Below are 23,831 nucleotides of genomic sequence, written 5' to 3'. Positions count from 1 at the left end.
GAGCCGGGGTGCAGGTATCCTCCCCGGATCCCTCATCGATCTTCACTAGTCCGGCTTGATCGCGTTGTCGTGGACGACCTTGCCCCAGGTCCCGATCTGCTGGGCAAGGAAGTCGCGAAAGTAGGCGCCGCCGCGCGGGGCCAGGTCCATGCCCATGACATTCACCAGCCGGTCCTGCACCGCGGGCACCACCATGGCCTTGCGCAGCGCCTCGGCATAGCGGGCCTGGATTGCCGCCGGGGTGCCGGCCGGGGCCAATGCACCCCAGAAGGCCTCGGCTTCCACCGGGATGCCGAGTTCCTTCAGCGTCGGCGCCTCCGGCCCGCCGGACCAGCGCTTCGGGCCGGTGCTGGCGAGCACCCGCAGGCTGCCGGCCTGGATCTGCTGCGCGAAGATGGTGCCGGTCGCAGTCGGCAGGTCGACCTCGCCGGCAGCGGCGGCGATCGCCAGCGGCCCACCGCCGCGATAGGGCACGTGCACCAAGCCGACCCCTGTCGCCTTCTGCAGCAGCATCATGGTCAGGTGCGCCAGCGATCCGTTGGCGATGGTGCCGAAGGTGATCGTGTCCGGCTTCGCCCTGGCCGCCGCCAGCATGGCCGGGAAATCCGCCCAGGGCCGGCCCTTCGGCGTGGTCACCACCATCGGCGCGGTGCCGAAGAGCAGCACCGGCGAGAGGTCCTTCTGGGTGTCGTAGCCGAGGTTGGGGATCAGCGCCGGGTTCACCGCATGGGTGTCGACGACGTGCAGGAAGGTCTGCCCGTCCGGCGCCGCCCGCGCCACCTGCGCCGCGCCCAGCGCGCCCGAGGCGCCCGCCCGGTTCTCGATGACGACGGAGACGCCGAGTTCGGTCTGCAGGTACGGCTGCACCAGCCGGGCCACAGCATCGACGCTGCCGCCGGGCGGGAAGGGAACGACGATGCGGATCGGGCCGTTGGGCCAAGCCTGCGCCCGGGCTAGGGCGGGCACCGCGAGCAGCGTCGCGGCGGCAAGGATCTGACGGCGGCTGGTTCCGGGCATCTGGCGTCTCCTGCGCTGCGACAGCACCTAGGGTGCAACCACGACGCGGGCAAGCCAGAAGTTCAACCCATCAACCGGCGCGGGCGCCCTGCCCGGGGCCACCCGAGGCCTTGGCCGCCAGCAGTGCGCGGCGGATCTCGCCCTCGGCCTTCTCCAGCTCCTTTGTCGCGCTGGCCCGCTGCGCCTGGGCGTCCTGGGCGATGCGCAGGCTGTCCTCGATGGTCGCCACCAGCGACGCATTGGCCCGCTTCACCGCCTCGATGTCGAAGACTCCGCGTTCTAGCTGGGTGCGCGCCTCGAGGTTGCCCTGGCGCAGCCGCTCGGCATTGCCGACCAGCAGGTCGTTGGTCAGGTCGGTCGCTTCCTTCAGCGTCCGCCCGGCCTCCCGCATGGTCTGGATCGCCAGGGCCTGGGCGAGCTGTTGCCGCCAGAGCGGCACGGTATTGGCGATGACGCTCTGGATCTTGGCGGCCAGCGCCTTGTCGTTCTCCTGGATCAGCCGGATCGAGGGCAGTGCCTGCATCGCCACCTGCCGCGTCAGCCGCAGGTCGTGCACCCGGCGCTCCAGCTCGTCCCGCGCGCTGCGCAGGTCGCGCAGCCGCTGCGCCGCGACGCTGTCGCCGCCCTCGACCTCCCGCGCCATGGCCGGCACGGCCTCCTGGTCGACGCGGGTCAGCACGGTCTCGCCGGCGGCGATGTGGTCGCCGAGGGCATGGAACCAGTCGAGCGTCGCGCGGTAGAGGCGCTCCAGCTTCTCGACATCCTCCAGCAGCTTGGTCCGGTGGCTATCCAGCCTGTCGCCAACCTCCTCGACCTGGCCCTTGATGGTCTCGTACCGCTGCACGACCTTGGCGGTCTCGGCGCCGGCCTTGTTGAAGATGCGGGCGAAGAAGCCGGGCTTCTCCGCCAGGCCGCGCATGTCGAAGCCGCGCAGCGTGCCGAGCAGGGTCGAAAGCGTGACGCCGGCCTCGCCGGCCTCGCGGTTGCGCGCGCCTTCCAGCATGGCGTCGGCGGCCAGCGTCGCGCGGTTTTGCGCCTCCTGCCCGAAACGCAGGATGCTGCCGGGATCGGCGATGTTGATCCGCGCGGCGAGGTCGCGCACCGCCGCCTCGCGGCCCTCCGGCACCTCTTCCAGCGCGGCCTGCAAAGCTTCAGGGTTGATGACGGGAAGCCGGGTTCCTGTCTTGGTTCCGGTGCCGCTCATCGATAGCCCTCCTCGTGCAGGCGGTCCGAGAGGACCTTCACCTGGATCTCCAATGCCTCGGTCTCTTCATGCCGGAGCCGGCCGCGCAGTTCCGTCGCGGTGCGGGTCAGCTCGTCCAGCAGGGAGGGCAGGTTGCCCGGCGCCTCGGCCCCGGCCTCCAGCCGCTGGACGATGCGCTCGACCCCATCGAGGTGGACGGTCAGAAAGCGCCGCGCCATCGGTAGCCGGTCCGGCCGCGCGGTCAGGTCGTCCAGCACGCCCTCCATCGCATCCGCCACGCCGCGCAGCCGCGGGTCGGCCAAGCGGGCGGCCACCGCCTCGATCCGCGCCAGCCGGGCGCGGCTCTCCTCGATCGGGCCTGGTGGCGCCGGCGGCGGCTCGCGCGGCGGCGGCGGCGCGGCCTCGGGCAGGGCGGTGTACATCAGGCGGGTGCCGAGCAGGGCGCCGCCGGCCATGACGAAGGGGAAGATGGTGCCGAGATCGGCGGCGAAATGCGCCGCCAGCCCGGTACCCACCGCGGTGATCCAGGCGGCGCGGTTGGTGTCGCCCTGCCGCCCGCGCCGCAGCACCCGCGCCGCCAGCAGGCTGGCGCCGAAGCCGAGCGCAGAGCCGAGCACAATTTGCTCGTCCCCGCCGATCGCGGCGATCAGCCCGGCCGGCAGCAGGGGCGAGGCGAAGACCGGCAGGCCGTAGCCGCGCCAGCGGGCGCGGAGCCCGATCCAGCCATCAAGCAGGTCGCGCAGCATCAGTCGAACAGGCTGCCGAGGCTGTTGAACAGCGCGATGATCGCGGTGAGCCAGAGCGATGCCGTGAGCAATGCGCCGCCCCAGGCCCAGACCAGCGGGGTGTGCAGCGCCGGGGCGGGCGGGTTCGGGGCGGGCAGGGTGGTCGCGTTGCGCGTGTCCATGGCGCGGCGTTACATCGCGCCCGGCATGGCCCGGATCAATGGGCGCGCGCGTAACGGTGCATGACAAGCGGGAGGGGTGCGCATGGACAAGGTGGCCGTGGTGGGGGCGGGGCTGATCGGCCGTGCCTGGTCAATGGTCTTCGCTCGCGCGGGCCTCTCGGTCTCGCTCTGGGACAAGATGGAGGGCGTGGCCGGGGGCGCCATGGAGCTGATCGCCGGCAGCCTGGCCGACCTGCACGCCGCCGGGCTGGTCACGGAGACGCCGGACGCGATCCTCGCCCGCATCAGCCCCGCCGCGACGCTGGCGGACTGTGTCGCCGGTGCCATCCACGTGCAGGAGAACGGGCCGGAGCGGCTTTCGCCCAAGCAGGAATTGTTCGCCGAGCTCGACCGACTCTGCCCGCCCGAGGTGGTGCTGGCGTCCTCGACCTCCGGCATCCCGGCCAGCGAGTTCACCGGCAACCTGGCGGGACGTGGCCGCTGCCTGGTTGCGCATCCGGTGAACCCGCCCTGCCTCGTCCCGCTGGTCGAGCTGGTCGGCGCGCCCTGGACGGATCCGGCCGTGGTCGCCCGCACCCGCGCGCTGATGGACCGCGTCGGTCAGGTGCCGGTGGTGGCCTTCAAGGAGACCACCGGCTTCGTGCTCAACCGGCTGCAGGCGGCGCTGGTGGCCGAGGCTTTCCGCATGGTGCGGGACGGCGTGATGTCGGCCGCCGATGTCGATGCCTGCGTCAAGGACGGGCTCGGCCTGCGCTGGTCCTTCATGGGGCCGTTCGAGACGATCGACCTGAACGCCCCGGGCGGGGTCGAGGATTACGTCGGCCGTTTCGGCCCGCTGATGGGCGGCATCACCCATGAGCAGACGCCCTACGACTACGACGCGCCGACGGTCGGCAGCGTGACCGCCGAGCGGCGCGCCGCGCTGCCGGTCGAGCGGATCCAGGACCGCAGCGCCTGGCGCGACCGGCGGTTGATGGCGCTGGTGGCGCACAAGCGCGGGCAGCCCGGCTGAGACGCTGGCGGCGGCGGTGCCCCACGGCCTAGCATCTCCCGGAAGCCAGCGGAGGGGATGCCATGAAGGCCGAGATCGACGCCATCCTGCGCGGCGCCGTGGACCGCGGTGCGGTGCCAGGCATCGCCTTCACCGCCGGCAATGCCGCGGGAACGCTCTACGAAGGCGCCTTCGGCCGCCGCGGCGTGGGCCAGTCCGCGGCGATGACGCCGGACACGGTGGTCTGGATCGCCTCCATGACCAAGGCGATCACCGCGACGGCGGCGCTGCGGCAGGTGGACGCCGGTCGGCTCTCGCTCGACGCGCCGATCGGCGAGGTGCTGCCGGAACTCGCCCAGCCGCAGGTCCTGATGGGCTTCGCCCCCGAGGGTGGCGAGGCAATGCTGCGGCCGGCTCGGAAGGCCCTGACCCTGCGGCACCTGCTGACCCATACCAGCGGGTTCAGCTACGACATGTGGAACCCCGAGATCGGCGCCTACATGACGGCGCGCGAGGTGCCCGGCATCATCGGCTGCCAGCGTGCGGCCCTCGCCACGCCGCTGGTCGCCGAGCCGGGCGAGCGCTGGGAATACGGAATCGGCATCGATTGGGCCGGGCTGGCGGTGGAGACGGTGACGGGACGCCGCCTGGCCGAGGTGCTGGCCGACGAGGTGCTTGGGCCGCTCGGCATGACCGACACCGCCTTCCGCATCGGCCCGTCGCAGCGCGCGCGGCTGGCCTCGATGCATGCCAAGGCGCCGGATGGCTCGCTCGCAGCGATCCCCTTCGAAATCCCGCAGGACCCGGAATTCCACATGGGCGGCGGCGGGCTCTACGGCACCGTGACGGACTACCTGCGCTTCTGCCGGATGTGGCTGAACGGCGGGACGCTTGAGGGTGCCCGCATCCTGGCGCCGGAGACGGTGCGGGAGGCGGCGCGGGACCAGATCGCGCCGCTCGAGGTCCTGCCGATGATCTCGGCCATGCCGGCCTCGACCCATGACGTCGAGCTATTCCCTGGCATGCGGAAGGGCTGGGGCCTGTCCTTCCTGATCAACGAGGAGGAGGTCCCGGACGGTCGCGCCGCCGGCAGCCTGGCCTGGGCCGGGTTGGCGAATACCTACTTCTGGATCGACCCGGCGCGGGACCGGGCCGGGGTTGTCGCCACGCAGATCCTGCCCTTCGGCGACCCGGCGGTGCTGGCGGCTTTCGAGGCGGCGGAGCGGGCGGTCTACGCCGGCTGAATCCTACTTCCGGTCGCTGCGGGGGGCGAGCGCGTCCCGCAGCCCGTCGCCCACCAAGTTGAAGGCCAGCACCACGAGGAAGATCGCCAGCCCCGGGAAGATCGCCAGCCAGGGCGCCTGGGTCAGGAAACGCTGCGCCGCGTTCAGCATGCTGCCCCAGCTCGGCGCCGGCGGCTGCTGGCCGAGGCCGAGGAAGGAAAGCGAGGCCTCGGCGATGATCGCCTCCGCGATCGCCAGGGTCGCCTGCACCAGCAGCGGCGGGACGATGTTCGGCAGCACGTGCACCAGGCCGAGCCGCCAGGGCGGGTTGCCGAGCGCGCGCGCCGCCTCCACCCAATCCGTCGCCCGCGCCTCCATCGCCATGCCGCGGGCGAGGCGGACGAAGACCGGGGCGGCGGTGATGGCGATCGCCAGCATGGCGTTCGCGAGCGCCGGGCCGAGGAAGGCGGCCAGCGCGATCGCCAGGATCAGGAAGGGCACCGAGAGCATCGCATCGGCGATGCGGGAGATGACGATGTCGGTCCAGCCGCCGGCGAGCCCCGCGAGCAGCCCGACCGGCACGCCGATGACGAGCGCCACCAGCACCGAGACGACGCCGGCCAGCATCGAGGCGCGCGCGCCGTAGAGCACGCGGGACAGCACGTCGCGGCCGTTCTCGTCGGTGCCGAACCAATGCGCGGCCGATGGCGCCTTGCGGATCGCGGTCCAGGAGGTCGCCAGCGGGTCGGCCGGCGCCAGCAGCGGCGCGGCGACGGCGGCGGCCACGAAGAGCAGGATGACCAGCAGGCCGAAGACCGCCAGCTTGTGCCGCAGGAAGCGGGAGACCGCCCGCCGCAGGGGCGATTCTCCGCGCACCGCCGGCGTGGCGACGGTGGCGCTCATGCCGTCCTCAGCCGCGGGTTAACCGCCATGTAGAGCAGATCGGCGACGAGGCTGAGCGAGACGAAGATCAGCGCGGTCGCCAGCACCACGCCCTGCACCACCGGGTAGTCGCGGTTGAACACGGCATCGACGATCAGCTTGCCGAAACCGGGGATGGTGAAGATCTGCTCGGTCAGAACGGCGCCGGCCAGCAGCCGGCCGAACTCGATGGTGCCGAGCGTGACCACCGGGATCAGCGCGTTGCGCAGCGCGTGCTTCACCACCACCACGCGCTCCGCCAGCCCCTTGGCCCGGGCGGTGCGGACATAGTCCTGGCTCAGCGCCGTCAGCATCGCCGCCCTTGTGTGCCGCATCAGCACGCCGGCGATGGCGTTGCCCAGCACGAAGGCCGGCATGATGGTCGTGGCGAGCGACTGCCAGGGATCCTCGGTCAGCGGCACGTAGCCGGAGGGCGGCAGCCAGCCGAGCTGCACGCTGAACAGCAGGATCAGCATGATGCCGAGCCAGAAATTCGGCGTGGAGATCCCGGCCAGCGCGATGCCGTTCGCCGCCCAGTCCACCGCCGTGTCGCGCCGCACCGCCGAGACGATGCCGGCCGGCACGCCGATCAGCACGGCGATGAGGAAGGCCATGCTGGCGAGCTGGAAGGTGACCGGCAGCTTGGCGAGGATCAGCGCGCCGACGGGTTCGCGGATCCGCCAGGAATAACCGAAATCACCGACCAGCACCCGGCCGAGCCAGGCCAGGTACTGCTGCGGCAAGGGCTGGTCGAGCCGCAGCTCGGCGCGGATCTGCGCCAGCACCTGCGGGTCGCCGCGCTCCTCGCCCGCCAGGATCAGCGCCGGGTCGCCCGGCATGAGCTGCTGCAGCCCGAAGATCAGGAGCGAGAGGATCAGCAGCGTCGGCAGGACCTGGCCCAGCCGCTTCAGGAGCCAAATGCCCACGCGCGTCAGCCCTTCGCGCCGCGGGCCGTGTCCTGCGCCGCGGCGAGCGCGGCATCCCTCTCCCGCACCCGCTGCACCGCGGGGCGGGCGGTGACGCGCGCGGAATAGGCGGTGAACTCGGGCAGCTTCGGCACCACCCCGAACATCATCGTCCAGGCCAGCGCCCCGCCCCAGAGCACGTCGGCCGCGGTGAAGCGCTCGCCGAGCAGCCAGGGGCCGGGGACGAGCTGCGCGCGCAGCGTCTCCATCACCGTGTCGTAGCTGCCATAGGGACTCATGCGCGGGTCGAGGTCCGGGCGGCCAGAGGCGCGGTCGACGACGGCCGGCTCGAAGCTGCCGGCATAGAAGGCCATCCAGCGGAGATAGGGGCCGCGCAGCGGATCGCCGAGCGGCGGCGCCAGCCCGGCCTCGGGGAAGCGGTCGGCCAGATGGATGAAGACCGCCACCTGCTCGGTCACCAGCGCGCCGTCGTCGAGGATTGCCGGTACCTTGCCCATGGGGTTGACGGCGAGATAGGCAGGTTGGCGGTTCTCGCCGGCCTTCATGTCCAGCACCTGCAGCGCATAGGGTGCGCCCAGTTCCTCCAGCAGCACCAGCGTGCCGGAGGAACGCGTGTTGGGCGAGTGGAAGAGGGTGATCTGCGGCACGGGTCGCCTCCGTATTGCAGCTTCAGGCCTATTGCAGCTTCAGGCCCTGGGGCCGGATCAGCCCGTCCGGCACCGGCTGGAAGCCGGTCAACTTCGCGGTGTGCGCGACGATGTTCTTGGCGTGCCAAAGGTAGATCCGGCTGCGATCCTGCCGCAGCGCGATCTGCCAGACCTCCGCATAGAGCGCGCGGCGCTTGGCGACGTCCTGCTCGACCCGCGCCGCGTCCAGCAGCTTGTCGACCTCCGGGTTGGAGTACTTGCCGTCGTTCTGCGCGCCGTTGCTGTGGATGAAGGTCCAGGTGTTGCCGTCCGGATCGACCCGGCCGGACCAGCCGATCAGGTAGGTCTCGAACTCGCCCCGGTTGGCCGCCTGGAGGGAGGAGGCGAATTCCATCGCGCTCAGCTTCAGCTCGAAGCCGGCCTCCTTCACCATGGCCTGGATCACCTCGCCGACCTGACGCAGGTCGGGGCTGTTCGGGATGGTCATCTCGAGTTGCACCGGCAGGGTGGCGCCGGCCTGCTTCAGCAGCGCCTTCGCGGTATCGAGGTCGCGCGGCTGCGGCTTGAACTCCTTCACGTGGTAGGGGGAGGAGGGCGGGACCGGCTGCGCCGTCACCGTCCATGCGCCTTCGTAGACCACCTGGTTGATGGCGTCGCGGTCGATCGCCAGCTCGAAGGCGGCGCGGACCCGGGCATCCTTGGCGAAGGGCCCGGCGGCGCGCGGGCCATTCGCCAGGTTCAGCGTGATGCTCTGGTAGCCGAGCCCGTCATAGGCGACGACCTTGAGCTTCGGGTTCCTCTGCACCGTCTTGATGTCGTCCGGCTCGATGGTCTGCACCATCTCGAGCGCGCCGGATTGCAGGTTGGCGAGGCGGACGGTGTTGTCCGGGATCGGCTGGTAGGTGATGCGCGGGATGTGGATCGCCTGGGCGTTCCAGTAGCCGGGGAAGCGCTCCACCACGATGCGGTCCTGCGCGACGCGCTCGACGAAGCGGTAGGGGCCGGCGCAGACCGGCTTCGTCCCGAAATTGCGCCCCGCCGCCTCGGCCGCCTTGGGCGAGACGATCATGCCGGCGCGGTCGGTCAGCTGCGAAAGGAAGGGGGAGGAGGGCTCCTTCAGCCGGATGCGGACCGTCTTCGGGTCCACGACCTCGACCGCGTCCATGGTGTTGATCTCGCCGCGGCGGAAGCTGCCCTGGAGGGTCAGGTGCCGGTTCAGCGAATAGCGGACGGCCTCGGCGTCCATCGGCTCGCCGTCGTGGAACTTCACGCCCTCCCGCAGGGTGATCAGCAGCGTCTTCGGGTCTTCCCATCGGTAGCCGGTGGCGAGTTGCGGGATGATCTCCAGCTTCTCGTTGATGTCGAAGAGTTTGTCGCAGAGTGAGGCGAAGACGATGCGGCCGACGAAGGTGCGGGCCAGCGTCGGGTCGAGGATGTCGGGATCCTCGCGCAGGCCGATCCGCAAGGTCTGGGCCTGCGCGGCGGCCGAGAGGGAGACGGCGGCGAGGGCCGCAAGGGCGGTCTGGCGGATCATGCATTCACCCCGGTGGTTTCTGGTTGCGGCGCGGGCGCGCCGAAATGCGCCTGCAGCCGGCGCAACCGGTCGCCGCCGGCCTTGCGTTCCTGCAGCGGCGCTGCGGGCGGCAGGCGGTCCTGCAGGTGGCAGGCCGCGAGGTGTTCCTGGCCGGCCGACCCATGGCTCCCGCCCGCGGCCACCTCCGATCGGCGGGCTTGGCCTTGTAGCACCGGCACCTGCTCGCGGCACACGGCTTCCGCGAAGGGACAGCGCGTGTGGAACCGGCAGCCGGCGGGCGGCGCGATCGGGCTCGGCGGGTCGCCCTCGATCGGCGCGGCGCGGGCGCCATGGCCCGGCACCGCGGCCAGCAGCGCGCGGGTATAGGGATGCCGCGGCGCGCCGAAGACCAGTTCGGCCGGGCCTTCCTCGACGATGGTGCCGAGATACATCACCGCGACCCGGTCGGCGATGTGGCGCACCACGCCGAGGTCGTGGCTGATCAGCACGAAGGTCAGGCCGAGGTCGCGGATCAGGTCCTGCAGCAGGTTCACCACCTGCGCCTGGACCGAGACGTCGAGCGCGCTCACCGGCTCGTCGCCGATGATCAGCTTCGGCCCGCTGGCCAACGCCCGGGCTATGGCGATGCGCTGCCGCTGGCCGCCGCTGAACTCGTGCGGCCAGCGCCGCGCCGCCTCCGGCCGCAGCCCGACCCGTTCCAGCAGCTGCGCCACGCGCGCACGCTTCGCCCCGCGCGGCACCACGTCGTGCAGCTTCAGCGGCTCGGCGATCGCGTCCTCCACCGTCATGCGCGGGTCGAGGCTGGCGAAGGGGTCCTGGAAGATCAGCTGCATGTCGCGCCGCCGCGCGCGCAAGGCGCGGGCCGAGAGTGCGCGCAGGTCCTCCCCCATGAAGCGCACCGCGCCGCGGTCGGGCTCGATCAGCCGCAGCGCAAGCCGGCCGAGCGTCGACTTGCCGCAGCCGCTCTCGCCGACGATCGCCAGCACGGTGCCCTGCGGCACCGCGAGCGAGACGCCGTCCACTGCCCGCACCGCGCCGCGCGCCCGCCCCAGCGCGTCGCGCACCGGGAAATGCCTGGCGACATCATCGAGCTCGAGGAGCGCGCTCATGCCGCCAGCACCTGGTCCAGCGGCGCCCGCCAGCAAGCGGCGACATGCCCGGGGCCGATATCGGCCAGCGGCGGCTGCGCCTCGCAATCCGGCCCGGCGAATGGGCAGCGCGGGGCGAAGCGGCAGCCGGGCGGCGGGGCGCGCAGGTCCGGGACGGTGCCCTCGATGCTGGCCAACCTGCCCGCGCCACCCTCGATCGACGGCACCGCGCCGAGCAGGCCGACGGTATAGGGGTGCTCCGGCCGGGCGAAGATCGCCGCGGCCGGCGCGGCCTCGGCGATGCGGCCGGCATACATCACCGCGACCTGGTCGGCATGGTCGGCGACCACGCCGAGGTCGTGGGTGATCAGCACCACCGCCGTCCCGGTCTCCCGCTTGAGCTCGTCGAGCAGCGACAGGATCTGCGCCTGCACCGTGACGTCGAGCGCCGTGGTCGGCTCGTCGCAGATCAGCAGCCGCGGCCGGCAGGCCAGCGCCATGGCGATCATCACGCGCTGCCGCATCCCGCCCGAGAGCTGGTGCGGATACTGCGCCGCGCGCCGTGCCGCCTCGGGGATGCGGACGCGGGCCAGCATCTCCACCGCCCGGTCCATCGCGGCGCGCGGCGACAGGCCCTCGTGCAGCCGCAGCGCCTCCGCCACCTGCTCCCCGGCGGTGAAGGCGGGGTTGAGGCTGGTCATTGGCTCCTGGAAGACCATTGCCAGGTCGCGGCCCCGGCGGCCCGCCCAGGGGTCGCCCGGCTGGCCCAGCAATTCCTCCCCCAGCAACCGGATGGCGCCGCCGAGCCGGACGCCGCGCGGCAGCAGACCCATGATGGCGAGCGCCGTCACCGACTTGCCGCAGCCGCTCTCGCCGACGACCGCCAGGGTCTGCCCGGCCGCGACGCTGAAGGAGACGCCGTCGACGGCGCGGAGCGGGCCGCGATCGGTGGCGAATTCGACGCTGAGGCCGAGCACCTCGAGGACCGGTGGCGTCATGCGCCGGTCGCGGCCGCGATCGCCGCCTCGATCACCGCCCGGTCGAAGACCCCGGGATGGTCGCGCCCGGGCAGGAAGCGGCGCAGGTGGACGTAGCGCTGCTGCGCCACCGCATGCAGCCGGCGCAGCTCGGCCAGCGGGTCCGGGTGGTCGTCGACGCGGATGTCGAGGTCGGGATAGGGGTCGAGGCTCGCCACCTGCACCGCCGCTGACTGCCGGCCGCGCCGGTCGCCGCCGGCGGCCTCCCCGGCCTCGAGCGCGGCGATCAGCCGCAATGCCATCGGCCGGCCGGCATGGGCAAGGTAGGCCTCGAGCGTCGCCCCCACCACCTCGGGCCCGGCCAGCATGTTGCCGGCGACCGAGACATCCGCGCCGGCGACGCCGCCGCACCAAGGAACGCAGGCCGCGCCGGTATGCCGGGCCATGCGGCCGTCGGCGGCCAGGATGTGGAGTTGGCGGTGCTCGCGCCCGGCATCGGCCGCGACGAGGACATGCAGCGCCGCCTCCGGCGCCTCCCCGGCGCGCAGCCGGGCCAGCCCGTCCGGAGCATAGAGCGGGTTCACCAGCGCCTGCGTGGCGATGGCGCCGATCCCGCCCTCGACACGGGGGCACACGGCGCCGACCGCGAAGAAGCGGGTGGCAACCGCGACGCCGAGTTCACCCGTGCGCGGCTCGCGTGCGAGGATCGACCAGGTCATGACCGGAGCCTGCCATGCCCGGCCATTGGCGCAAGGGGCGGCGGGGGAGCGAAATCGGCGGCCCAGGCCGTCCGCTGCCCTCAGCGGTGGCGGTCTGGCGCGACCTTGCGCAGCGGGGCGAGGCCCTGCGGCTCGTAGGAGGCCGGCTGGGTGGCGAAGCCGGCACCGATCGGCATCTCGGCAAGCTGTTCGAAGCGCAGGCTGCGCTGCATCGGCCGGGCGGCGGCATAGACCGGGGCGCTGTCGCCGGCCGGGCGGTTGTAGATGAAGCCATAGGTCGGATAGGTGCGGCCATAGGCGGCGTCGCTGTGCCCGGACTGGACCCGCACCGCGGTCCAGTCGTTGTTGTCGGAGACATCGACCACGCTGACATTGTGCATGACCGAGCCCTTGCGGATGCCCGGGCCGCCCCAGTTGGCGTGGTCGATCAGTACCTGCCGGTCGCTGAGCACCCGGCTGACCACGGCGACATGGCCGCGCGACATGCCGCCGGTGCTGCGGAAGGCCATGACCGAGCCGGGTTCCGGCTGGTTGCCGCGGCGGTAGCTGCCGGCGGCATTGCTCCACCAGTCCCCGCCATTGCCCGAGATGGCCATGCCGGTGACGCTGCGGGCATAGGGAACGCAGGAAATGCCGCCGCTCCAGCCCGCGGCGGTGGCGTAGCGGCGGGTAGCGGCGTGGCGGCCGGTGCGGCTGGCGCCGGGCCGGTGGGCCGACGCCTTATAGGTGATGCTCCGGCGGGACGACGTGGCACGAGCCTGCGACTTGGGCGCCTGGGCTGATGCCGGGGCATGGCCCGCATCCTGCCGCGTATCATGCCTGCTCCGGGCGGCCTCGGCCTCGGTCGTCGTCGCGACGCCGCCCAACAGGGCGCAAACAGCCAAAGTCGTCCCAGTGACGCGCATGATATCCGAGCCCCCTCGTCGCCCCCGGCGCTCCTTCCGGCCACTCCCAGGCACCTCGTCTGTGCGCTGGAACACGGTATCCGGAGGCGCGTCCTGAAATCTTGGGTAACAAGGCGCTGGTGAACGGGACAACCCGCTGCGGCGCAGCAAGCGGGAAACCGGCGTGATTCGCTGGAACGCGTGCCGCTTACCGGTCCGTGAACGGAATTGCGTCCTAGATACCCGCCCGATCACAAATCATGCAACAGTGTGGCGACAGAAATGCAACGCCAAGGGATAGCGGTTGCGAAGAGCAGTTCTGGCCCTCGGGTTCGTCCGGGGCCGGCGAGCGGCGTCGCCGGCCCCATCCTCCAGCCTGGCCGGTCAGCGGCAGGCGGTGATCATGATCTCGACCAAGTGGCGCGGGTCGGCCATCTCGGCCTGCACGCAGGCGCGCGCCGGGCGGCCGTCGTCGCCCAGCCACTTCACCCAGACCTTGTTCATGGTGTCGCGGTCGGTGATGTGCTTCAGCCAGATCTGCGCAGTCAGCAGCCGGGTCTTGTCCGTGCCGTTGTTCTCCAGCGCCGCGTCGATCTTGGCGATGACCTCTTCGGTCTGGCCGGTGATGTCCTTGCTGAGGTCATCGGCGGTGATGCCGGCCAGGTAGACGAAATTGTGGTACTCGACCGAGGTCGAGAGGATCTGGTTGCTGCCCTGGCGGGTGATCTTGGACATCGGTCTGGCCTCTCCGTTGCGGGTTGGAATTGCGACGGGGGCGGTTCTAGACCGGAAAGGGCAGGGGCGTCATCCGGGGGGCGAGGCCGGTATGGGGCAGGCCGGCGCAACCGCGGAGCAGGGCACGCCGGACGAGACGATCCTGATACCAATAACTGACTTAGTTTTCATCAACTTCGGGTATCCGCGACCTTGTCCATAAACATACAATGGAAATTCTGAGATCGGTACGATCTGGCGATGGGGCGGGTCGCGCAGGTTCGCATCGGCGATCGCGCGACGCGGAGCAGGTGCCTCCATGCAATGATGTGCGGTCGGCCCTTCCGATGCGGCGCCTGACGCTGCGCGCCAGGCTGGCGCTGCTCGTCCTCGCCAGCGTCCTGCCTTTGGTCGGCTACAACCTGGTGGGCGGCTATGCGGCCTACCGGGTCGACCGTGACCACGCGGCGCGGGAGGCGCTCGACCTCGCGCGCAGCCTGGCCCGGTCCGTCGAGAGCGAGTTGCGCGCGCGCATCGCGGTGCTCGAGGTCCTGGCCCTGTCCAGGACGCTGGCGGCCGGCGACCTCGCCGGCTTCCGGACCGAGGCCGAGGCGGTCGTGGCGCGGCAGACGCCCGGTGCGAACATCCTGCTGCTGCGGGAGGACGGGCAGCAACTCATGAACACCATCGTGCCGCCCGGCGTGCCGCTGCCGGCGCGCCAGTATCTCGACAACCAGCGCCGCGTCTTCGCCACCGGCGGGGCTTTGGTCTCGAACGTCTTCGTCGGCATGGTGCAGCAGCGGCCGTTGCTCGGCGTCGACGTGCCGGTGCGGCGCGCCGACGGCAGCGTCGGACTGATCCTCGCCCTCAACCCCACGCTCGATGCCTTCGAGCCGCTGCTGCGGCGCGACCGGGCCTCCTCGGGCTGGATCCTGTCCATCTTCGACCGGGTGGGCGCCCGCGTGGCACGGGTGCCGGACGGGGCCAGGCTGGTCGGCACGCCGGTGGATGCCGCGCTGCTGCGCGCCTGGGGGACGGGTGACGCGGAGGGATCGCTGGAGACGGCCGCGGCCGAGGGCAGGCCGTTCCTCACCGCGTTCAGCCGCGTGCCGGGCATCGGCTGGGGCGTCGCGGTCGCCATCCCGCTGGCGGAGCTGACCCGGCCCGCGGTCCGGTCCGCCGTCACCTCGCTGGCGGTCGGGCTGGCCTTCCTCGTGCTCGGGCTCGGGCTCGCGCACCTGGTCGCGCGCGGCATCAGCCGGCCGATCCTCGCGCTGGTCGGCCTTGCCGCCTCCGCCGACGAGGGCCATGCGGGCGGCGCGGCGGTTCCGGCGCTCGGCCTGCCCGAGGCCGACCGGCTGGCCGATGCGCTGCTGGCGGAGGCGCGCCGGCGGCGCGCCGCGCTGGCCGCCCTGGTCGAGGGCGAGCGGCGGCTCCGCTTGGTGGTCGCGGAGCTCAACCATCGCGCCAAGAATGCGCTCGCCACGGTCCAGGCCCTGGCCCTGCAGACCGCGCGGGTCGAAGGCGCCGATCCGACCCGCTTCACCGAAAGCTTCACCGCGCGGCTGCGGACGCTAGGGCGGGCGCATGACCTGCTGGCACGGCTGGCCTGGGAGGGCGCCGCGCCGGGCGCCGTCGTGCGAACCGGGCTGGCGCCGTGGCTGGAAGCCGATGGCGGCGCTCCAGGGACCCGGATCCTGCTATGCGAGGCCTGCGACGATCCCTTGCCGCTGGTGGCGCCGGGTCAGGCCCAGGCGCTGGTCATGGCGCTGCACGAGCTGGCGACCAATGCAGCGAAATACGGCGCCTTGTCGCGGCCCGATGGCCTGGTCGAGATCGCCTGCGGCGCCGATCCCGCGGGGCATGCCGTGGTGATCACCTGGCGCGAGCGGGGTGGCCCGCCGCTCACCGGTCCGCCGGCGCGGCGCGGCTTCGGCACCAGGCTGCTGGAACGCGGGCTGGTGCACGACCTGGGCGCCGATGCGGAGGTCGCGCTGGCCTTCGAGCCGACCGGGCTGCGGGCCAGCATCCGCTTCCGCCCGCAGCCGATCCAGGCGCCGGCGACCTCCAGCGGATCGCGTTCCGAAGTGAACGCCGCATCGCTGTAGCTTGTTGCTTGCAGGGCGGAACCGGGCGTTCATGCCTTCCCGCCACCCGCCCTAGGCGACGGCGTAGCTGCTGCCCGAGGCCGCGGCGCCGATCATCGTCTCGAAGACCGAGACGCCGTGGATGGCATCCGCCAGCGGCAGCGGATAGGCCGGGCCGCCGGCCGCCGCCGCGGCGAAGGCGGCGAGCTCCGCCGCCTCGATGTCCACCTTGGGGTAGTCGCGGGTCCAGGCCTCTCCCGCGCCGGGGACGGGGACGAAGACCAACTGCTGCTGCCCCCGCATCTCGAGCGAGCCCTTGGTGCCGTAGAGCGCGACGCGCCAGGTCTGCGGCGCCAGCGACAGGGTGGCGAAGGTGCAGGTGGCGCCGCTCGCGAAACGCGCCAGCATCGCCGTGGTATCGTCCACATGCGGCGAGACGCGGCGCAGCGACTGCACGGTGACCTCGGCGAAGCGGCCCATCAGGCAGATCAGCATGTCCACCATGTGGATGCCCATGGCGCCCATGCCGCCGAGCGGGCTCTCAGCGCGGTCGGCGCGCCACATGCCCTCGGTCCAGGCTGCGGCGGCGGGGCCGCTGATATGGCCCTCGGCATGCAGCACCGTGCCGAGCGCGCCCGCGGCCAGGAGCCGTCGCATCTCGGCGGTCGCTGGCAGGAAGCGGCGGTTGTGGCCGAGCGCCAGGACGACGCCGGCCGCCCGGCAGGCGGTGACCGCGGACTCGGCGCTAGCCTTCGACAGGGCGAAGGGCTTCTCGACAAAGACATGCTTCCCGCGTTTCGCCGCGGCGATGACCTGCTCGGCGTGCTGCTTGTGCGGGGTGGCGAGGACGATCGCCTCGACCTCCGGGTCGGCGAGGACCGCCTCGTAGCCGTCATGCAGGCGGATGCCCTGCTCGGCCGCCCAGTCGCGCGCCTTGGCCGGCGTGCCGGTGCAACCGGCGACGAAGCGGATGCCCGCATCGTTCTTCCGCTGCACGCTCTCGACCAGCACGCGGCCCCAGCGGCCCATGCCCACGATCCCGGCCTTCAGCATCCTGGTGATGTCCCTCGACTCGTCGCGCCGAGGGTAGCTGCCGCTGGGCCGGCTGGGCAGCCCTGCCGCCGCGCTAGAATTCGCGGCCGTAGCCGAGGCCGCGCAGCGCGTCCCGCACCGGGCTCGTGCCGTCCGGCGCCAGCACCTTCTGCGCCAGCAGCAGATAGAGCTCCCGCTGCAGGTCCTGCACCAGGCCGAGCCCGCCGGGCAGGCGTTCCTGCAGCTCCTGCGGAATCAGCCGCTCCAGCAGCCGCAGCAGCGCCCGGGCGCGCGGGTCGTCCGGCGTGCTGGCCAGCTCGGCCAGGCCCTCTGCCGTCGCATAATCGTAGAATTCCAGCTCCACGCTGTCCGCGATGATCCGGGTCGAGAGCTCGGCCCATTTGGCGTAGGTGCCGAGCTTGGCCTTATCGGTCCTGATGCCGACGATGTGGGTCGGCGCATCGTTGAAGTTCAGCCGCGCCGGCAGCAGCTCGTCGGTCGCCAGGAGGACATAGGGCCGTCCCGGCGCCTGGGCGGATTTCAGCATCGGCAGCATGTCGTGCCGCTTGGCGTAGATCCGCCCGAGCCGCCCGCGCTGCCAGTCGGTGCTGCCGTTGTGGCCGAGGCTGACCAGCATCGGCGTGAAATCGACCGAGGAGGTAAGCCCGGTGCGGATGGCGTGGATGTCGCCGGTGAAGCGCTGCGTCGGGTCCACCACGATCAGCGGCACGTGGTAGGCTTCCTCGTAGCAGCTCAGCAGCTTGCCCGCGACATAGCCGTGCGCCCCGGCATATTCGCCGTGGTCGGAGGCGAAGACGATGACGGTGTTCTCCGCCACCGCCTTCGGCAGCGCGCCCAGCACCTCGCCGATCCGCTGGTCGACGATGCCCATGATGTTGGCGTAGCTGTTGAGCGCGCGCTGCCAATAGGCATAGGGCGCGACGCCGAGGCCGACGCCATCGACCCCGGGATAGGGCTGCGCGGTGAAGCCGGCCTGGGCAGGGTCCTGCGCGATATCGCCCCAGACCGCCGCTTGGGCGGTGCGGCCGAAGAGCTGGGTGGAGGGCTTGTTGGCCTGCAGCGTCGCCGCGCTCTCCCAGTTCGGCGGCAAGGCAGGGAAGCCGAGGTCGGGCACGGTCTTCAGCGGGTCGTCGTCCCAGGACACCAGCGGCGGGTTGTCCGGCGTCGAGTACTCGATGACCGGCTGCAGCGCCGGGTCGGTGAAAAGCGCGTTGTAGGTCTGGAACTCCGTCCCGGCCCAGAAGAACTGCTGGTCGTGCGGATTGACGAAGCTGACCGTGCAGCACCAGGGCTGTTCGTCCGGCGTGCGGGCGCCGAGCCATTCGACCGCCTTGTCGGCAATGTCCTGGTCGTTCCTGTAGCCGTTCTTCTCGTCGCCGACGGTGCCCTGCAGGTTGAAGCCGGTCGGGTCGGGCGCGAGCAGCCCGTCGAAGCCGTAGATCTCGAGCTGGCGCATGTCGAAGGACAGGTGCCACTTGCCGATATAGGGGGTTTGGTAGCCCGCCTCGCGCAGCAACCGGCCATAGGTCGGGAAGGCCGGGTTCAGGACCGGCGTCGGGCTGACTGAGCCCGGCGTATTGGTCAGCGTCACGCAGACCCAGCTCTGCTGGCTGTAGAGCCCGGTCACCAGTACCCCGCGCGAAGGCGTGCAGGCCGAGGCGGCGGTATAGTGGCTGCCGAACTTCACCCCCCTCTGCCAGAGCCCATGCAGGTTCGGCATGAAGCGCGCGAGGAAGCCGTCGACGTCATGAATGCCCGTCGGGAAGACCGAGGGGAAGCGCAGCTCGTCGACCAGGATAAAAAGGATATTGGGCTGTGGCCCGGGTTCGGGCTGCCTGGCCTCGGCGGCGCCGGCCAGGGCGCTGGTGGCGGCGAGGCCGGCCGAGCGCAGGAAATCACGACGTTCCATGCAATTCTTGCTCCCCCAGGCTCCGGGCCCTGCTGGCCCGGAGGATCCGCTCGCCTGCCCCGCCGGCTGCCGGCAGCCGCTGGCTTGAATGCGGTTCCTTGGACACCGCCCGCCCGGAGCCATCCGTTGGAAAACAGGAACGTATAATGAATAAAAGCGTGCAACGACCATAGGTCGCCCTTTCGCGCCGGTGCGAGAACGGATTGCTCGCGGCGCCGTCACGCCTCGGTGATGTGCTCCCGGTTGCGCCGGGCTGGTCAGCCGCGGTGGACGCGCTGCAGCACGGCCCGCAGCGGGGCGGTCAGCTGCCAGGAGCGGCTGCCCAGCACCCGCCGGAGATGCGACTCGGCGGTCGCCAGCGCCGCTTCCGCCTCCGCCAGCCGGGCGGCGAGGGCGGTGGCGGAGGCCCCGGCTTCGGCCAGGCTGGCCTCGCAATCGGCAAGCGCCCGCGCCTGGGCGGCACAGCGCGCCGCCAGCGCCTCCTGCGCCGCCGCCCGCTCCGCCGCCTCCGCCTGCAGCGCGGCCAGGCTGGCCGCCTGCCGCGTCAGCTCCGCGTCGCGCGCGGCCAGCGTCGCCGCCTGGGCGTCGTGGTCCGCCTGGCGCACGGCCAGCGCGGCGTCGCGCTCGGCAAGGCTGGCGCGCAGGCCGGCGATCGCCAGCATCTCGTCGGTCTGGCCGCGCTCGGCTTCCCGCACCGGCGCGCCGCCGGCGCCGCCATCGAGGATATTCGCCGCCGGCGCCTGCCCGGCGATGCGGCCGCGGCGGCGCAGCGTCCCGGGTCCGGCCTTGCGGAAGACGGCGACGAAGTCGCACCAGCCTTCCCCGCCCTGCTGGCCGATGAAGCTCTCGGCCAGGTCCACCGCCACGCCCTGCCGCGCCGCCCATTGGCAGAGCGCGAGCCCGGCATCCGGGTAGAAGCGCCAGCAATCCAGGGGGTATCGGTGCACCGCGTAATTGCTCGGCGCATTCAGGTACAGCAGCCCGCCGGGGCGGAGGATACGGACCAGCTCCAGGAAGCTGTCCCAGAACGCGATGTCGTGCTCGAAGCAGGAGGAGGTGACGGCGACGTCGATGCTGGCGTCGGCCAGCGGTAGGGGCTGGCCTGGCGCCACCACCAGGTCGACGCCGGGGCCCGGTTCCATGTCCATGCCGATGTAGCGCACCCCGGGCGGGGCATGGTCGCGCAGCCGGCCATTGACGTCGTAGCTGCCGAGCTCCGCCACCGTGGTGAAATCCGGCTGCCAGTAGCAGTCGAAGAACAGTCGGGCGTGCTCATGGGCGGTGTCGTGCATGTGGTCCCCCTGGGCGACAGGGGTATCGCCGCATCGGGGTCCACTGCACGCCGCGGCCTGGTCACAAGCGGCGGAACCTTGTTAGCGCGCCGTGACGGGCGCCTCCCGGCGGTCCTCCAGCACCCGTGCCATGGACGGCAGCCGGCGCAGGCCCCAGGCCAGGACGCCAAGTGCCAGCAGCATGGCCAGGAAGGTCGGCAGCCGCAGCCCCAGCACCTCCCCGAGCCCGCCCAGCACCAGCGCGCCGAGCGCCGGGCAGGCCCGGGTGATCATCCCCCAAAGGCTGAGCACCCGGCCGCGCATCGCCGGATCGGCGGCGTTCTGCACCAGGGTCTGCGTCGAGATCCCGTGCACCGACCCGGCCGCGCCCATGATGGCGGCGCAGAACAAGGCGAAGGGGAAGACGCCGGTGGCGACGAAGCCGATGGTCGCCAGCGCCTGCACCCCGACCGCGCCGACCGCCAGCGCCGTGGTGCCCTCCACCCGGCCGCGATTGGCCACCCAAAGGCCGGAGAACAGCGCGCCGATGCCGATGCAGGCGGTCAGCATCGCCAAGCCATCCGGCCCGCGCAGGAAGATCCGCTCGACAAAGGGCGGCAGGATCTCCTGCACCCCGCGCATCAGGATCGAGGCGACGGCGGCGAAGCCGAGCAGCGGGCCGATCCCCGGATGCCCGCCGGCGTAGCGGAAGCCGGCGATCGCCTCGGCCCAGACGCTGGCTTCCGGCGCATGGCCGCGGCGCTGGGCGGGATCGACCCGCAGCAGCGGCATGGTCAGCGTGGCGATCAGGTAGGCGGTGCAGTTCAGCAGCACCGCCGGCACCACGCCGCCGACCGCGATCAGCGGCCCGGCGATGGCCGGGCCGATGAAGCGGGCCACGTTGAAGCAGAGCGAATTGCAGGCGACCGCGGCCGGCAGGTCGGCGCGCGGCACCAGGCTCGGCATCAGGCTCTGCCGCGCCGGCTGGGAGAAGCTGGCGGCGATGCCGCTGAAGACCTCCAGCACCAGCAGCAGGCCGATGGTAAGTTCCCCACTGAAGATCAGCCCGGCGACCATGGCGGCCTGCAGGGCGATCGCCGACTGCGCCAGCATGGTCAGCCGCACCCGGTCCATGCGGTCGGCCACCGCGCCGGCGATCGGGCTGAACACCACCGCCGGCGCCAGGTCGCAGAAGGCGACCATGCCGACCCAGAAGGCGCTGCCGGTCATCTGCCAGGCCAGCCAGGAGATGGCGATGCGGTGGACCCAGAGCCCGGTCCAGGAGGTCAGCGACGCCGCGAAGAACAGCCGGGCGTCGCGGTGGGACAGCGCCCGGCCGAGCGCCCCGAGATTGGCCATGCGCTCACCCCAGGCCGGACCGGTGGCGGGGCATGCTCAGCGCTGCGGCGCGGCCCGGGTATTCTCCTGCACGCATTGGTCGGCCAGCCGGTCGCGCTCGAAGAGCCGGCCCAGCCGGTCGGTCTCCGCCCGCTGCGAATAGATGCTGGCCTGCGAGCCGACGCGGCTGTCGCGTTCGTCCTCCCGCATCAGCTGGCCGCGGTCGCGGGTGACGATGATGCGGTCGGCGTCGCGCCGGCAGGCTGAGGCGACGGCGGCCTGGTCGCGCATCGCCTGGCCCGGCGCCGGGGCGGCATAGACCTGGCCCGGCGTCGTCGGGATCGCGGCCGGCGCGCCGCCGGCGGCCCCCGGCGGGGCGAGGCTGATCGGGGAGATCGCCGGGTCGCGCCCGCCGCCGGCGCAGCCGGCCAGGACCAGGGTCATGGTCAGGCCGGCGGCCAGCAGGCCCGGCAGGCCCCCGTGCGCGAGGCGGCCGTCGGCGCGGCCGGCGGGGCGGGGCAGGCGGGGCAGCGGGCGGGTCATGGAGTTCTTCTCATGCGATGCGGCGACGGTCGGCGGCGCCTGGCGGGAGTCGGCGCGACAATAGACGCCTTATCGCCGTCTCGTCGAACCTCGCGCCGGCATCGAGCGGCAGGGTCGCCGCCGCGTCGAGCAGCGCCGGGTGCAGCTCGATCCCGTCCGGCGTCACGTCGAAGAGCGGCGCCAGGGCGGGGACCCGCGCCAGGATCTCGACCAGCGCCAGCAGCCGCAGGCAGAGCGCCAGGCCCGGCAGGGTCTGCAGGCCGTAGCCCTCGTCGATCGCCTCCGCCCAGCAGCCGGCATCGGCATCGGCGATGGCGATCTCGGTCGCCTCGCCATCCGGCCGGTCGAAGCGCAGCAGCCGGGGCGGGCCCCAGAGCTCGAGCGCCGCGGCGCGGCGGGCCAGCGACCAGGCGGCGAGAAGGTCGGCGGGCGCGACCGCCGGCAGTCGCTCGGGGGGCAGCGGGACGGCGTAGGTGAGGGCGCCGGCATGGGTGCGGGCGATGCGGATGGGGCCGGGCATCGTTCGAGTGTGGGGATGCGGGAAAGGCGGGGGAAGGGTGGTTCCGCCTCCGGTTGCGGCGGCGCCGGGCAGGCGGGCGCCGGCGTTGGCGTTGCCGCTGGCAGCGGGGGCAACGGTCGGGCAGTCTCGGGGCGCCGGTGCTGCCATCCCCACCCGGCGAGCCGCCCCGAAGGACCAGGCGATGCTGGAAGACCAGGCCATCTTCGTGACCCAGCTGGTGACGCTCTGGGCGGTGCTCGACCCGATCAGCCACCTGCCGCTCTTCATCGCCGCGACCGCCGGGCTGGATGCGGCGGAGCGCCGGCGGGCCGCCACCATCGCCTGCATGATGGCCTTCGTCGTGCTCGCCGGCTTCGGGCTGGCCGGCAAGCTGCTGCTGCATGCGATGGGGATCTCGCTGCTGTCCTTCCAGATCGCCGGCGGCCTGGTGCTCTTTGTCTTCGCGCTGTCGATGGTGCTGGGCAAGGCCAGCGGCCAGGCGTCCGGCCAAGCCCCCGGCGCATCAGCGCCGGACGGCGCGGCGCCAGCGCGGCGGGAGGCGGTGGCGGCGATCGCCGTCCATCCGCTGGCGACGCCGATCATCGCCGGACCGGGGGCGATGCTGACCATGGTGCTGCTGATCGACAACAACCGGTTCTCGGTGCTGGACCAGGCCTATACCGTCGTCGCCCTGGCGGTGGTGCTCGGCCTGCTGCTCGGCATCTTCCTCTGTGGGCACCTGCTGGAGCGGCTGCTGGGCCGCGGCCTGATCCAGTTGATGCCGCGGATCATGGGGCTGCTGCTCTCGGCGCTGGCGGTCAACCTGGTGCTGAACGCGCTGGCGACCTGGCTGAAGCTGCCGGAGATCTAGCCGCGGCTGACCCGGCCCGGGGGGACGGCGACGGCACGCCCAGCCGCGTTCCGGCTAGCGACGGGTCAGGTACAGCCGGTCGCCGGAGGGCGAGTAGTAGAAGCTCTCGTTCAGGACGCTGCGGCAGGGCAGGGCCGGGGTGCAATAGCCGCGGCCCGGCGGCGGCGGGGCATTCGCGGCCGGGGGCGGCGGCGGCGCCACGGTGGTGTTCGGCGGTGCCGGCTGCGCCAGGGCCTTGCCGGCGAGCAGGCCGGCCAGCAGGCCGAGCCCCAGGATCATCGTGCATGCGCGCATGGCCGTCCTTTCTCACCCGGGCGGCGAAAACTCAACGGCGATTTTCAGGCCCGCGGCGCCATGCGGTTGAAACGCCATGAAGTTCTTGTTACGTTCCTTCCGGCTGGATGGAGGCGACCGATGCCCGACCTGCAGGCGACCTTGCCCGGAACCGCGTCCTCCGCGGGCCGCCGCGACCGCATCGCGTCCCGCCGCTTTGTCCGAAACCCGCGTT

At 72.2% G+C, this 23,831-nt stretch carries 24 protein-coding genes; 4 read left to right on the top strand and 20 right to left on the bottom strand.

The annotated features are described in order from the left end of the window. Positions 1-45: 45 nt before the first annotated feature. The 4 genes from E2C06_RS02060 to E2C06_RS37300 form a co-directional block, all read right to left on the bottom strand. The gene (locus E2C06_RS02060; RefSeq protein ID WP_133286922.1) at positions 46-1,017 is read right to left on the bottom strand and encodes a Bug family tripartite tricarboxylate transporter substrate binding protein; all 972 of its coding nucleotides are present in this window, start codon (positions 1,015-1,017) and stop codon (positions 46-48) included. A gap of 70 nt (positions 1,018-1,087) precedes the next feature. Then, positions 1,088-2,221, bottom strand: a complete 1,134-nt coding sequence (locus tag E2C06_RS02055; RefSeq protein ID WP_133286921.1) for a toxic anion resistance protein — start codon at positions 2,219-2,221, stop codon at positions 1,088-1,090. Next, a complete protein-coding gene (locus E2C06_RS02050) occupies positions 2,218-2,967 on the bottom strand; it encodes a hypothetical protein (protein ID WP_133286920.1) in 750 nt (249 codons plus the stop codon). The genes E2C06_RS02055 and E2C06_RS02050 overlap by 4 nt, the downstream gene beginning before the upstream one ends. Further along, entirely contained in the window at positions 2,967-3,128 is a 162-nt protein-coding gene (locus tag E2C06_RS37300) for a hypothetical protein (protein WP_165982158.1), read from the bottom strand. The genes E2C06_RS02050 and E2C06_RS37300 overlap by 1 nt, the downstream gene beginning before the upstream one ends. An 82-nt stretch (positions 3,129-3,210) precedes the next feature. On the opposite strand from E2C06_RS37300, the gene E2C06_RS02045 reads away from it, so the two are divergent. Both E2C06_RS02045 and E2C06_RS02040 read left to right on the top strand, forming a co-directional pair. Continuing rightward, positions 3,211-4,140 carry a 3-hydroxyacyl-CoA dehydrogenase gene (locus E2C06_RS02045; RefSeq protein ID WP_133286919.1) on the top strand — a complete coding sequence of 310 codons (930 nt, stop codon included), beginning with the start codon at positions 3,211-3,213 and terminating at the stop codon, positions 4,138-4,140. Between the two features lie 62 nt (positions 4,141-4,202). Beyond that, positions 4,203-5,363 (top strand): serine hydrolase domain-containing protein, encoded by a 1,161-nt coding sequence (locus tag E2C06_RS02040; protein WP_133286918.1) that lies wholly within the window; start codon positions 4,203-4,205, stop codon positions 5,361-5,363. A gap of 3 nt (positions 5,364-5,366) precedes the next feature. Here E2C06_RS02040 and E2C06_RS02035 read toward each other — a convergent pair whose 3' ends face one another. The 9 genes from E2C06_RS02035 to E2C06_RS01995 form a co-directional block, all read right to left on the bottom strand. Then, complete coding sequence (locus tag E2C06_RS02035) at positions 5,367-6,245, bottom strand: ABC transporter permease (protein WP_133286917.1); 879 nt, start codon at positions 6,243-6,245, stop codon at positions 5,367-5,369. Next, complete coding sequence (locus E2C06_RS02030) at positions 6,242-7,189, bottom strand: ABC transporter permease (RefSeq protein WP_133286916.1); 948 nt, start codon at positions 7,187-7,189, stop codon at positions 6,242-6,244. The genes E2C06_RS02035 and E2C06_RS02030 overlap by 4 nt, the downstream gene beginning before the upstream one ends. 5 nt (positions 7,190-7,194) lie before the next feature. Then, positions 7,195-7,836, bottom strand: a complete 642-nt coding sequence (locus tag E2C06_RS02025; RefSeq protein WP_133286915.1) for a glutathione S-transferase family protein — start codon at positions 7,834-7,836, stop codon at positions 7,195-7,197. Positions 7,837-7,864: 28 nt separating this feature from the next. Continuing rightward, positions 7,865-9,370: an ABC transporter substrate-binding protein gene (locus E2C06_RS02020; protein ID WP_133286914.1), complete on the bottom strand. Its 1,506-nt coding sequence runs from the start codon at positions 9,368-9,370 to the stop codon at positions 7,865-7,867. Further along, the gene (locus E2C06_RS02015) at positions 9,367-10,479 is read right to left on the bottom strand and encodes an ABC transporter ATP-binding protein (protein WP_133286913.1); all 1,113 of its coding nucleotides are present in this window, start codon (positions 10,477-10,479) and stop codon (positions 9,367-9,369) included. Before E2C06_RS02015 ends, E2C06_RS02020 begins: the two co-directional genes overlap by 4 nt. Continuing rightward, complete coding sequence (locus tag E2C06_RS02010) at positions 10,476-11,456, bottom strand: ABC transporter ATP-binding protein (RefSeq protein ID WP_133286912.1); 981 nt, start codon at positions 11,454-11,456, stop codon at positions 10,476-10,478. Before E2C06_RS02010 ends, E2C06_RS02015 begins: the two co-directional genes overlap by 4 nt. Beyond that, on the bottom strand, positions 11,453-12,154 hold the full coding sequence (locus E2C06_RS02005) for a DUF1028 domain-containing protein (protein ID WP_133286911.1): 702 nt from the start codon (positions 12,152-12,154) through the stop codon (positions 11,453-11,455). Before E2C06_RS02005 ends, E2C06_RS02010 begins: the two co-directional genes overlap by 4 nt. Positions 12,155-12,234: 80 nt before the next feature. Beyond that, complete coding sequence (locus E2C06_RS02000) at positions 12,235-13,059, bottom strand: CHAP domain-containing protein (protein WP_133286910.1); 825 nt, start codon at positions 13,057-13,059, stop codon at positions 12,235-12,237. Positions 13,060-13,422: 363 nt separating this feature from the next. Beyond that, positions 13,423-13,773, bottom strand: coding sequence for a RidA family protein (locus E2C06_RS01995; protein WP_133286909.1), 351 nt, complete (start codon positions 13,771-13,773; stop codon positions 13,423-13,425). A gap of 326 nt (positions 13,774-14,099) precedes the next feature. On the opposite strand from E2C06_RS01995, the gene E2C06_RS01990 reads away from it, so the two are divergent. Beyond that, complete coding sequence (locus E2C06_RS01990) at positions 14,100-15,860, top strand: sensor histidine kinase (RefSeq protein ID WP_133286908.1); 1,761 nt, start codon at positions 14,100-14,102, stop codon at positions 15,858-15,860. A gap of 51 nt (positions 15,861-15,911) precedes the next feature. Here the strand turns inward: E2C06_RS01990 and E2C06_RS01985 are convergent, their stop codons facing one another. The 6 genes from E2C06_RS01985 to E2C06_RS01960 all read right to left on the bottom strand — a co-directional run bounded on the left by E2C06_RS01985 (position 15,912) and on the right by E2C06_RS01960 (position 22,473). Then, a complete protein-coding gene (locus tag E2C06_RS01985) occupies positions 15,912-16,892 on the bottom strand; it encodes a Gfo/Idh/MocA family protein (protein WP_133286907.1) in 981 nt (326 codons plus the stop codon). Positions 16,893-16,965: 73 nt separating this feature from the next. Beyond that, entirely contained in the window at positions 16,966-18,801 is a 1,836-nt protein-coding gene (locus E2C06_RS01980; RefSeq protein ID WP_165982157.1) for a sulfatase-like hydrolase/transferase, read from the bottom strand. 257 nt (positions 18,802-19,058) lie between these two features. After that, positions 19,059-20,093, bottom strand: coding sequence for a methyltransferase domain-containing protein (locus tag E2C06_RS01975; RefSeq protein ID WP_133286905.1), 1,035 nt, complete (start codon positions 20,091-20,093; stop codon positions 19,059-19,061). A gap of 81 nt (positions 20,094-20,174) precedes the next feature. Next, positions 20,175-21,431 (bottom strand): MFS transporter, encoded by a 1,257-nt coding sequence (locus tag E2C06_RS01970; protein ID WP_133286904.1) that lies wholly within the window; start codon positions 21,429-21,431, stop codon positions 20,175-20,177. 36 nt (positions 21,432-21,467) lie between these two features. After that, a complete protein-coding gene (locus E2C06_RS01965; RefSeq protein ID WP_133286903.1) occupies positions 21,468-21,953 on the bottom strand; it encodes a hypothetical protein in 486 nt (161 codons plus the stop codon). A 10-nt stretch (positions 21,954-21,963) separates the two neighbouring features. Next, positions 21,964-22,473: a hypothetical protein gene (locus E2C06_RS01960; RefSeq protein ID WP_133286902.1), complete on the bottom strand. Its 510-nt coding sequence runs from the start codon at positions 22,471-22,473 to the stop codon at positions 21,964-21,966. Positions 22,474-22,654: 181 nt separating this feature from the next. Between E2C06_RS01960 and E2C06_RS01955 the strand changes: the two genes are divergently transcribed. Next, positions 22,655-23,323: a MarC family protein gene (locus E2C06_RS01955; protein WP_133286901.1), complete on the top strand. Its 669-nt coding sequence runs from the start codon at positions 22,655-22,657 to the stop codon at positions 23,321-23,323. A gap of 54 nt (positions 23,324-23,377) precedes the next feature. Here the strand turns inward: E2C06_RS01955 and E2C06_RS01950 are convergent, their stop codons facing one another. After that, a complete protein-coding gene (locus tag E2C06_RS01950) occupies positions 23,378-23,617 on the bottom strand; it encodes a hypothetical protein (RefSeq protein ID WP_133286900.1) in 240 nt (79 codons plus the stop codon). Positions 23,618-23,831: the final 214 nt, after the last annotated feature.

Source organism: Dankookia rubra, from assembly GCF_004355005.1.
GTDB lineage: Bacteria > Pseudomonadota > Alphaproteobacteria > Acetobacterales > Acetobacteraceae > Paracraurococcus > Paracraurococcus ruber_A.
Note: the sequence above shows the minus strand (reverse complement) of the source record. Positions and strands in the feature narration are given on the sequence as shown.